Here is a 10,894-nt window from a genome sequence, read left to right as displayed (position 1 = left end):
TCATAACCCCTTTATGTAGTTTCTCCAGCCCCCCAGGGCGGTGATGTCCTTGGCGTCGGGAATTGCCCAGCCTTCGCAGATGAAGCCTTTCACCTGGCGGCCGTCCTCGGTTTCCAGGGTGCCCATGCCGAGCGGGCCGGGGATCAGCGCCACGAAACTTCCGAACTCGGTGACCGGCAGCTTCCACAGCTCGATCTCGATGGCGGCGCCGTCGTCGGCGCGGATCAGGCCGGGCTTGGGCGGCGTGGTGTTGGCCAGGGCGTACAGGCGATAGCAGGGCGCGGTGCGGGTGGTTTCCAGCAGCACGCCGTTGCGTTCGGTGAGTTGGTAATTCAGCGGCATGCCGGACAGATGCGCGCCCACCACCGCCACGGTGACGGTGCCGTCGTCCCGGTCCTTGTCGTCCTCCGCCTGCGGCAGCGGTGGTTGCTGGTCGGTGACGCCGGCCTTCCACGGACGGTGGCGCTGCCAGCGGCGGCCGAACTCCGCCAGGGCGGCGTCGTACCAGGCCGGGCCGATCAGGGTGATGCCGGTGGGCAGGCGGTCCTCGTCGCGCAGCCCGCCGGGCAGCGACAGGGCGCACATGTCGAGCAGATTGACGAAGTTGGTCCAGGTGCCGAGCTGGCTGTTGAGGGTGACCGGGTCGGCGTTCACCGCCGCCCGGGTGTAGATGCCCGGCGTGCTGGGCACCACCAGGGCGTCGATGTCCGCCATCAGCTGGTCCGCCTGGCGGCGCAGGTCGGCCAGTTTGTACTGGGCGCGGAAACCGTCGGCGGCGCTCATGTCCCGGGCCGGCAGAATAATGTCGCGGATCACCGGCAGCAGGGCGTCGGGTTGATCCAGCAACGGCTCGGCCACGGTATAGCGCTCCGCCACCCAGGGGCCCTGGTAGAGCAGGCGGGCGGCCTCGTGGAGCACCTCCAGGTCCATGGGCACCAGCTCGGCGATGGCGTCCAGTTCCTCCAGTTGCCGTTGCCAGGCGGCGGCGGCCTGGTCGTCGCCGAACCAGGGCGTCTCCGTGGGCACGCCCAGGCGGGGTTTTTCCGGCAGGGCGGTGGGCACGCCGGAGGGCGCATGGCGGGCGTAGCCGTCCCGTTCGTCGTAGCCCTTATAAATATCGAACACGGTCTCCGCGTCGTCCACGCTCACCGCGAACACGCTGATGCAATCCAGGGTGCGGCAGGCGGGCACCACGCCCCGGGTGCTCATGCTGCCCTTGGTGGGCTTCAGGCCGACGATGTTGGTGAGCGCCGCCGGCACCCGGCCGGAACCGGCGGTGTCGGTGCCCAGCGCGAAGGGCACCAGCCCCAGGCTGACCACGGCGGCGGAACCGGAACTGGAACCGCCGGTGACATAGTCGCCATTGAACGGGTTGGGCACCTCGCCGTAGGGCGAACGCACCCCCACCAGGCCGGTGGCGAGCTGATCCAGATTGGTCTTGCCCACCAGGATGGCGCCGGCGTCGAGCAGCGCCTGCACCGCCGGGGCGGTTTCCTTGGCGGTATAGGCGTAGGCCGGGCAGGCGGCGGTAGTGGGCAGGCTGCCCACGTCGATGTTGTCCTTCACCGCGAAGGGCACGCCGTACAGAGGCAGGGACGGATCGCTGAGGCGCTCCGCCTGGGCGAGCAGACTGGATTCGTCGAGCAGGTGAATCCAGAGAGCCCGTTCGCTGTCCTGCAGTTGCGCGGACAGCGCCTTCATGGCGGCAACCGGCGTCAGCTTTTTACGCCGGTAGGCGGAGCGCCATTGATCGATGGTCCAGCCAAGCACGTTCGCATACCTCGTTGTATACCAGTAGGTATGCTGGACGGTGCAAGGCCGGTGCCAGCTTGTCGGCGAACGTCCCGGGGCCAGTGTTCACGGGCGATGGCGGTGGCCGGTTAGATTCGCGACCGAGAGCGAAGCTGCTACTTTCTGCTTCATCACGGGGCGCCCGGCACCGTTTTTGTGCGGCCATGGGCGGCGGCCTGACCGGTGATCCTCAACGCGACGGGTTTCTTCGGGCCTGGGATGGAAGTTGTAGGAGCGACCGGGCGGCGTTCCGCTTTAGTCGCGATCCACGCCGTGCCATCTTCATCGCGACTGAAGCGGAACGCCGCCCGGTCGCTCCTACAGCCATATCCAACTGGCGACGGCATCCTACGGAGCCGCGCGGGACGCTACCTCGAAGCGTCTCGGTGTGGGCCCCTTTCCGGGACCCTGTCAAACAGGATGTTTGACCGGGAGTCTCCAGGGACGGATTCACGACGTTCCCGGAAAGGGGCCCACACCGAGACGCGTCCCAGATGGAGGGCCCGCACCAAGACGTCACACCGAGACGTCACACCGGGACGCGCGCACCCCGGCATTCAGCCGACGGCGTCGGCCAGCTCGTTCTTGAGGTGCTCCACGAACCGGGCGGTGGCCACCGGCAGCGCCCGGGAATGCTCCATGCCCAACACCAGCCGCCCCCGGCTCAACCCCCGATCCGCCAGCGGCAGGGCGCGCATGCCGCCGGGCAGATGCGAAGGCGGCATGCCGATCTGAATCTGAAAACACACGCCGCCGCTCTTCACCGCGAAGTTGCGCATCATCTCGAAGGAGTTGGACTCCAGCGCCGCCTCCAGACGCAGCGAACGCCGCGCCAGGAATTCGTCCAGCAAGGCGCGCCCGCCCAGGGTGCGGTCCGGCAGCGCCAGCGGATAGGCCACGCAATCGGACAGCCGCACCTTGTCCCGATCAGTGAGCGGATGGTCCGGCGACACGAAAGCGCACAGCCGCTGCTCCACATCCATCAAGGTGCGTATCTCCGGGTCCGGCGGCGGGTTGAACACCAGGCCGATGTCGGCGCGGAATTCCTTCAGGTACTGATAAACCTCCTCGCGCCCGCAAATAAAGGTGGTGAAGCGGATCTTCGGGTGCGTCTTCTGGAAGGTATGGATGGCCCGGGGCAGCATTTCCGCCGCCATGCCCTCGATGGCGGCGATGCGCACCTCGCCCCGGCGCAGGCTGCGCAGGTCCTCGATTTCCGAGAGGGTGCGTTCCAGCTCCGCCATCTGCTTGCGGGCGTAGGCCACGAACAGCTCGCCGGCGGCGGTGAGCCGCACGCCCCGGGCGCGGCGCTCGAACAGGGGCGTGCCGATCTGTTCCTCGATGTCCAGGATGCGGCGGTTCACCGCCGAGGACACCACGTTCAATTGCTCGGCGGCCTTGCGGATCGAGCCGCTGCGGGCGACCGCGTCGATGTAGCGAAGAAAGCGGATGTTCTGCATGGGGCATGGTCCGGCGTTGTCCGAGGGAGTGATGCCGAAAAGGCAGCGCTATGCGGTAAAAATAACGCTGGTCGGCTTCGCTCCGGGAATTCTATCTTGCCTCGCATTGAACGCCCAGGCATGGGGCCGGGCGCGAGGAGAGAGATTTCCATGCAACCGAGAACCGCTTTGTTACCGTCCGCGGGCCGTCCCCGGCCCGTCTTTTTCTTCCTAGGGCTGCTGGCGGCGCTGAGCCTGTCGCTGGCGTCCGCCGCCCGCGCCGAGCGCGAGGTGCGCTTCACCGCCAACTGGGCCTTCGAAGCCTCCAACGCGCCCTTCGTGCTGGCCGCCCAGCGTGGTTATTTCGAGGAAGAGGGCCTGGACGTCACCGTGGACGCCGGTGAGGGCTCCTCGGCGGTGATCACGCGCATCGCCGGCGGCAGCTACGAGGCCGGCTTCGGCGACATCAACACCCTGATCGAATTCAACGCCCGCCATCCGGATAACCGCCAGCGCATGGTGTACATGATCTACAACCGGCCCCCGCTGGCGATCATTACCCTCAAGGAATCCGGTATCGAGACGCCGAAACAATTGGAAGGCAAGGCGATTGGCGCGCCGGCCAACGATTCCGCCTACCGCATGTTCCCGCTGTTCGCCGAGGCCGCCGACCTGAACAGCGACGCCATCCGCTTCGAGAACGTGGCCCCCAACCTGCGCGAAGCCATGCTGGTGCAGGGCAAGGTGGATGCCATCGCCGGCTTTCCGCCCAGCGCGGTGCCGAACCTGCTCAAGCTCGGCATCGACGAGGATGACATCCGCATCTTCTATTACTCCGACTACGGCGTGCCGCTGTACAGCAATGGCCTGATCGTTACCGAGCGCATGATCGAGGAGGAGCCGGAGGTGGTCCAGGGCCTGGTGCGCGCCAGTCATCGCGGCCTCAAGGCCAGCATCGATGACCCGCTGGCCGCCGCCCAGGCGCTGCGCAAGAAAGACAGCCTGATCAATGTGCAGCTGGAAGAGCAGCGCATGCGCTTTCTGATCGATAACCAGCTGATCACCGAGGAAGTGAAGCAAAACGGCCTGGGCGCCGTGGACCCGGAGCGGCTGGCCGCGTCCATCGATGTGGTGGCGCAAGCCCTGCAATTGGACAACCCGCCGGCGCCGGAGCAGGTGTTCGATGGTGAATTCCTGGACGCCCTGAAAGACCGGAGCGTGGCGCCATGAGAACCCGAGTCCATCGTTTCCCATGCGCCGGCCCGGACGATTTGACGCCGCTGCGCGAGGCCCTGGCCGACGGTCGCCTGCACCCGGAACGGGTGGTGGCGGTGCTCGGCAAGACCGAGGGCAACGGCTGCGTTAACGACTTTACCCGCGCCTTCGCCACCACCGTGCTCAAGCGCTTTTTCGCCGAGCGCCTGGCGCTGCCCGAGAACGCCGTGGCCGAGCGCATTGCCTTCGTCATGTCCGGTGGCACCGAGGGCGGCCTGTCGCCGCACTGGCTGGTGTTCGAGGTGGACGACGCCGCCTCGCCGGCGCCGGGGCAGCCGGGCCTGGCGGCGGGCATCGCCTTCTCCGAGGCGTTCGCCCCGGAGCAAATCGGCCGCATGGACCAGGTGCGCGCCACCGCCGAAGCGGTACGAAGGGCCATGGCCAAGGCCGGCATCGAACGGGCCGGGGACGTGCACTACGTGCAAATCAAATGCCCGCTGCTCACCGCCGCCCGCTGCGAGGACGCCCGCCTGCGCGGCGCCACCGTGGCCACCACCGACACCTACGAATCCATGGGCTATTCCCGGGGCGCCTCGGCCCTGGGCGTGGCCCTGGCCCTGGGCGAGGTGGAGGAGGCGTCGCTCAGCGACGCCGCCATCTGCCATGACCATGCACTGTGGTCCGGTCGCGCCAGCACCTCCGCCGGCATCGAACTGATGCGCAACGAAATCCTGGTACTGGGCAACGCCCCGGGCTGGGACCCGACCCTGCGCATCGGCCACGACGTGATGGCCGACGCTCTGGATGGCGATGCCCTGGATCGTGCCCTGGCGCCCCTGGGCGGCGGCGAGCTGCGCGCTCTTCTGGCCAAGGCGGAGCCGTCGCGCAGCGGTGAAATACGTGGCCACCGCCACACCATGTGGGACGACAGCGACATCAACGCCACCCGTCATGCCCGCGCCCTGGTGGGTGGCGTGCTGGGTGGGCGCACCGGCGACCTGGCGCTGTTCGTGTCCGGCGGCGCCGAACACCAGGGCCCGGACGGCGGCGGCCCGCTGGCGGTGATCGTGGAGAAACCGTAATGAGCGAAGGTTTCATCGAACTGGACAACGCCACCCTGTGTTACGCGCGCAGTGAAACGCCGGCGGTGGTGGACATCTCCCTGACCGTGCCCAGTGGCGGCAGCGTCGCCCTGGAAACCACCACCGGCAGCCGCTTCGAGGTGCCGCTGGTGTTCGCCGGCCTGGTGGTGGTGGGCGCCATGGGCATCGTGCTGTACCAGGCGTTCGAATGGCTGGAGCGGCGGCTTACCTTCTGGGCGGTGCGCGGCTGATTGCCGTGCCCGCCGGTGGTGCGGAAACCGCTTTCTTGCACACAAGCGGTGCCGGCAGTGCCGGGCTGAGTGGGAGGGGGGGCGTCTGAAAGCCCTGTGAAAACAGGGTTTTCATGATTTGGCATGAACACTGCTACTTGTATACCAACATGCATTCCAGGATGCACTCCAACCCTCCCCGCGCCGTTTACCGGCGCGCCCAGCGTTAAAGGACAGCTCAATGTCTCAACTCAAGCGTCGTGATTTCCTCAAGGCCGCCGGCCTCCTCGGTGCCTCCGCCGCCTTGCCCGTGAACCTGCTGCGCGCCGCCGGTGGCGGCGACCTCACCGTGGGCTTTCTGTACGTGGGCGCGCGGGATGACTTCGGCTACAACCAGTCCCACGCGGAAGCCGCCGCGGTGATCAAGCAAATGCCCGGCATCAAGGTGGTGGAGCAGGAGAACGTACCGGAAACCGTGGCCGTGCAACGGGCCATGGAAGCGATGATCCGCCAGGACGGCGCCAGCCTGATCTTCCCCACCTCGTTCGGTTACTTCGACCCGCACGTGCTGAAGGTGGCGCGGCGCTTTTCCGATGTGCGCTTTGCCCACTGCGGCGGTCTCTGGGAAGAGGGCAAGCACCCGATGAACGTGGGCAGCTTCTTCGGTTACATCGATGAAGCTCAGTACCTGAACGGCGTGGTGGCCGGCCATATGAGCAAGTCCGCCAAGCTCGGTTTCATCGCCGCCAAGCCCATTCCCCAGGTGCTGCGCAACCTGAACGCCTTCACCCTGGGTGCGCGCTCGGTGAACCCGGACATCACCACCTCGGTGATCTTCACCGGTGACTGGTCATTGCCGGTGAAGGAAGCGGAAGCCGCCAACAGCCTGATCGACAGCGGCTGCGACGTGCTCACCTGCCATGTGGACGGCCCCAAGGTGCTGGTGGAAACCGCCGAGAAGCGCGGCGTGATGACCTGCGGCTACCACGCCAGCCAGGCGGCGCTGGCTCCGGAAGGCTATCTCACCGGTGCCGAATGGAATTGGGTCACGCCGTACAAGAAACACGTGCAGGCGGCCCAGGCCGGCGAGCCGATGATCAACTTCCTGCGCGGCGGCCTGAAAGAAGGCTTCGTGAAAACCTCTCCCTACGGACCCAAGGTCAGCGCCGAGGCGAAGAAGAACGCCGACGCGGTGAAGGCGGAAATGATGAGCGGCGACTTCGTGATCTTCGGCGGCCCGCTGAAGAACAACGGCGGCGAGATCGTGATCCCGGACGGCACCGACTACAAACAAACCGCCGTGGAACTGGAGCGCATGGACTACCTGGTGGAGGGCGTGCGTGGCCAGATCTGAGCGAGCGCGCGTTAGCGGGAGCCCGTCATGCTGAAACCCTGGCTGGGGCGGGCCGGCGTGCTGCTGCTGCCGGCCCTGCCCACGCTGTGCGCCCTGGTCACCACGGCGGTGCTGTTCATCGCCTTCCTGCTGATCCAGGGCCGGCCCGCCTGGCAGGCCGGGCCGCTGGTGTTCGAAGGCGCTTTCGGTTCGCTGTTCGCCTGGGAAAACACCCTGATGCGGGCCGCGCCGCTGATGCTCACGGCGCTGTGCGTGGCGCTGCCGGCCCGCGCCGGGCTGATCATCATTGGCGGCGAGGGCGCGCTGGTGCTGGGTGGCCTGGCGGCGGCGGTGACGCCGCTGTGGCTGCCGGCGCTGCCGGCCTGGCCGATGCTGATCGCCATGGGCGTGGCCTCGATGCTGGCCGGCGGGCTGTGGATCGGTCTGAGCGGCTGGCTGCGCCAGAAGCGCGGCGTCAACGAGACCATCGGCAGCCTGCTGCTTTCCTACATTGGTCTGGCGATTTTCCGGCATCTGGTGGAAGGGCCGTTGCGTGATCCCAACAGCCTCAACAAACCGTCCACGCCGCCACTGGATAGCAGCTATCAGATCGGCGTGATCAGCGACAGCTTCTATGTGCACTGGGGCCTGGTGGCGGGCATCGTCGCCTGCGTGCTGGCCTGGGTACTGGTGCGCTACAGCGTGATCGGCTTCGCCCTGCGGGTGGTGGGTGGCAACCCGCGCACGCCGCGCATGCTGGGGCTGCCGGTGGACCGGCTGGTGCTGCTTACCTGCGTTCTGGGCGGCGGCGCCGCCGGTCTGGCGGGCATGTTCGAGGTGAGCGCGGTGCAGGGCAGCGCCAACACCGCGCTGATCTCCGGCTACGGCACCGCCGGCATCCTGGTGGCTTTCGCCGCCCGCCACAATCCGCTCGCCATCATCGCCTGCGCGATCCTGCTGGGTGGTCTGGAAGCCAGTGGCGGCCTGCTGCAACGGCGCCTGGGATTGCCCGACGCTACCACCCTGATTCTGCAGGGCATGCTGTTCATCAACCTGCTGGCCTGGGAAACCCTGACCCGCCGCACCGGCGACTGGCGCCTGTGGCTGCGCGGGCACTGGATCGCGGCGCCGCGCGCCGGGCTCGAGGAAAAAGGAGAAACCAGCCATGGTTGAGTCCGACCTGTCGATCTTCCTGCTGGCGCTGCTGGCCGGTGCCATCCGCGTGGGCACGCCCTTTCTGTTCGTCAGCCTGGGGGAATGCCTCACCGAAAAAGGCGGGCGCATCAACCTGGGCCTGGAAGGCATCCTGGTCACCGGCGCCATGACCGGCTACGCGGTGTCCTACCTGTCCGGTTCGCCCTGGCTGGGGGTGCTCGCCGCCGGTGGCGCCGGCCTGTGTCTGGGGCTGGTGCACGGCGTGATCTGCTCGCTACCCCGGGTCAACGACATCGCCTTCGGTATTGCCCTGATTCTGTTCGGCACCGGCCTGGCGTTCTTCCTGGGCAAGGATTTCATTCAACCCAGCGCGCCCATGCTGCCGTCCATTCCCCTGGGCGGCTGGAGCGACGACACCCGGGTGCGCTCGGCGCTCAACGTCAATGTGCTGTTCTTTATCGGCGTGGCGCTGGCGTTGGTGCTGCATTGGGGCCTGCGCGGCACCCGCTGGGGGCTGGTGCTGCGGCTGGTGGGTGACCACGAGGACTCCGCCCAGGCGCTCGGTTACCGGCCCGCCGGGGTGCGCATCGTGGCCACCGGCGTGGGCGGCTTCCTGGCCGGCGTGGGCGGCGCCTATTTGTCGCTGTACTACCCGGGCAGTTGGAACGAGGGCCTGTCCAGCGGCCAGGGCCTGATGGCGGTGGCACTGGTGATCTTCGCCCGCTGGCAACCGATTAACTGTCTGTGGGCGGCGTTGCTGTTCGGTGCCGCCGGCGCCGTGGGCCCGGCCCTGCAGGCCATCGGCATTGGCTGGGGCTACTACCTGTTCAACGCCATTCCTTATGTGCTGACCCTGGCGGTGATGGTGATCACCTGCCGGCCGGACCGAACCCTCAGTGGCGCGCCCGGCGAACTCAGCCTGAACCGATAACCCGACGAGAGAAGGTATTCCCATGTCCAGCGGACTCTCCGGTTTGAACAAAACCCCCAACGGCGTGGTGATGGGGCTGGCGCAACTGGCGCTGCCCGATCCGCGCACCCGGGATCAGCTTTGGCAACAGACGCAGCGCGTCATCGAGATGATCGGCAAGGCCCGGCGCTCCATGCCGGAGATGGATCTGATCGTGTTTCCGGAATATTCCCTGCACGGCCTGTCCATGGACACCTCGCCGGACATCATGTGCGACCTGGACGGCCCGGAAGTGGCGGCGCTCAAGCAGGCCTGCGTCGATCACAAAATCTGGGGCTGCTTCTCGATCATGGAGGCCAACCCCAACGGCAACCCGTTCAATTCCGGTCTGATCATCGACGACACCGGCGCGCTGAAACTCTACTACCGCAAGATGCACCCCTGGGTGCCGGTGGAACCCTGGGAGCCCGGCGACCAGGGCATCCCGGTGTGCGAGGGGCCCAACGGTTCCACCCTGGCGCTGATCATCTGTCACGACGGCATGTTCCCGGAGATGGCCCGGGAGTGCGCCTACAAGGGCGCGGAAATCATGATCCGCACCGCCGGCTACACGGCGCCGATCCGCCACTCCTGGAAGATCACCAACCAGGCCAACGCCTTCACCAACCTGATGCAGACCGCCAGCGTTTGTATGTGCGGCTCAGACGGCACCTTCGATTCCATGGGCGAGGCCATGTTCGTCGATTTCGACGGCGTGCCGCTGGTGGAAGGCGGTGGCCGTGCCGACGAAATCGTGTGCTGCGAGCTGCGTCCGGACCTGGTGCGCGAAGCGCGCGAGCACTGGGGCGTGGAGAACAACATCTACCAGTTCGGTCACCGTGGCTACGTGGCGGTGAAAGGCGGCGCCGGCGATTGCCCCTACACCTATATGCGTGACCTGGCGGCGGGCCGTTACCGGCTGCCCTGGGAAGACAAGGTGAAACACACCGACGGCAGCGCCTTCGGTTTCGAACCGCCGGAACGGACCTACACGCCAGGAGAGCATTGATATGAGCGAGCACTTCATCACCGCCGATCCCTACCCCTGGCCGTACAACGGCGACCTGCGCCCGGACAACACGGCGTTGATCGTCATCGACATGCAGACCGACTTTTGCGGCAAGGGCGGTTACGTGGACAGCATGGGCTACGACCTGTCCCTGACCCGGGCGCCCATCGAGCCGATCAAAAGCGTGCTGGCGGCCCTGCGCGAACGAGGCTTCATGATCATCCATACCCGCGAAGGGCACCGCCCGGATCTGGCCGACCTGCCCGCCAACAAACGCTGGCGCTCGCAACGGATCGGCGCCGGCATCGGTGACGCCGGCCCCTGTGGCCGCATCCTGGTACGCGGCGAACCGGGCTGGGACATCATTCCGGAACTGGCGCCCCTGGACGGCGAGGTGATCATCGACAAGCCCGGCAAGGGCTCGTTCTGCGCCACCGACCTGGAGCTGATTCTGAACACCAGGGGCATCGACAACATTATTCTCACCGGCATCACCACGGACGTATGCGTGCACACCACCATGCGCGAAGCCAACGACCGGGGCTTCGAATGCCTGCTGCTGGAGGACTGCTGCGGCGCCACCGATCAAGGCAACCATGACGCCGCCATCAAGATGGTGAAAATGCAGGGCGGCGTGTTCGGCAGCGTGGCCGATTCCAAGGCCCTGCTGGACGGCCTGGGAGCACTGTGA

Annotated in this window: 10 protein-coding genes; 8 read left to right on the top strand and 2 right to left on the bottom strand. The window is 66.9% G+C overall.

Going from position 1 to position 10,894, the window contains the following annotated elements; genetic code table 11:
• Positions 1-1,770 (bottom strand): allophanate hydrolase, encoded by a 1,770-nt coding sequence (atzF, locus tag JF515_RS18705; RefSeq protein WP_203105957.1) that lies wholly within the window; start codon positions 1,768-1,770, stop codon positions 1-3.
• A gap of 578 nt (positions 1,771-2,348) precedes the next feature.
• Positions 2,349-3,251 (bottom strand): LysR family transcriptional regulator, encoded by a 903-nt coding sequence (locus JF515_RS18700; protein ID WP_194296905.1) that lies wholly within the window; start codon positions 3,249-3,251, stop codon positions 2,349-2,351.
• A gap of 150 nt (positions 3,252-3,401) precedes the next feature.
• Here JF515_RS18700 and JF515_RS18695 point away from each other — a divergent pair, with 150 nt between their 5' ends.
• The 8 genes from JF515_RS18695 (at position 3,402) to JF515_RS18660 (ending at position 10,894) form a co-directional block, all read left to right on the top strand.
• Complete coding sequence (locus tag JF515_RS18695) at positions 3,402-4,460, top strand: ABC transporter substrate-binding protein (RefSeq protein WP_203105956.1); 1,059 nt, start codon at positions 3,402-3,404, stop codon at positions 4,458-4,460.
• Positions 4,457-5,527 (top strand): ring-opening amidohydrolase, encoded by a 1,071-nt coding sequence (locus tag JF515_RS18690; protein ID WP_203105955.1) that lies wholly within the window; start codon positions 4,457-4,459, stop codon positions 5,525-5,527. The genes JF515_RS18695 and JF515_RS18690 overlap by 4 nt, the downstream gene beginning before the upstream one ends.
• Entirely contained in the window at positions 5,527-5,778 is a 252-nt protein-coding gene (locus JF515_RS18685; RefSeq protein ID WP_203105954.1) for a hypothetical protein, read from the top strand. Before JF515_RS18690 ends, JF515_RS18685 begins: the two co-directional genes overlap by 1 nt.
• Positions 5,779-5,998: 220 nt before the next feature.
• A complete protein-coding gene (locus tag JF515_RS18680; protein ID WP_161385446.1) occupies positions 5,999-7,111 on the top strand; it encodes a BMP family ABC transporter substrate-binding protein in 1,113 nt (370 codons plus the stop codon).
• Between the two features lie 27 nt (positions 7,112-7,138).
• Positions 7,139-8,263 carry an ABC transporter permease gene (locus JF515_RS18675; RefSeq protein WP_194296909.1) on the top strand — a complete coding sequence of 375 codons (1,125 nt, stop codon included), beginning with the start codon at positions 7,139-7,141 and terminating at the stop codon, positions 8,261-8,263.
• The gene (locus JF515_RS18670) at positions 8,256-9,176 is read left to right on the top strand and encodes an ABC transporter permease (protein WP_203105953.1); all 921 of its coding nucleotides are present in this window, start codon (positions 8,256-8,258) and stop codon (positions 9,174-9,176) included. The genes JF515_RS18675 and JF515_RS18670 overlap by 8 nt, the downstream gene beginning before the upstream one ends.
• A 22-nt stretch (positions 9,177-9,198) precedes the next feature.
• Positions 9,199-10,203, top strand: a complete 1,005-nt coding sequence (locus JF515_RS18665; RefSeq protein ID WP_203105952.1) for a formamidase — start codon at positions 9,199-9,201, stop codon at positions 10,201-10,203.
• A gap of 1 nt (position 10,204) precedes the next feature.
• The gene (locus JF515_RS18660) at positions 10,205-10,894 is read left to right on the top strand and encodes a cysteine hydrolase family protein (protein WP_161385442.1); all 690 of its coding nucleotides are present in this window, start codon (positions 10,205-10,207) and stop codon (positions 10,892-10,894) included.

Origin of the sequence: Alloalcanivorax marinus (genome assembly GCF_016785095.1) — a bacterium.
GTDB lineage: Bacteria > Pseudomonadota > Gammaproteobacteria > Pseudomonadales > Alcanivoracaceae > Alloalcanivorax > Alloalcanivorax marinus_A.
Note: the sequence above shows the minus strand (reverse complement) of the source record. Positions and strands in the feature narration are given on the sequence as shown.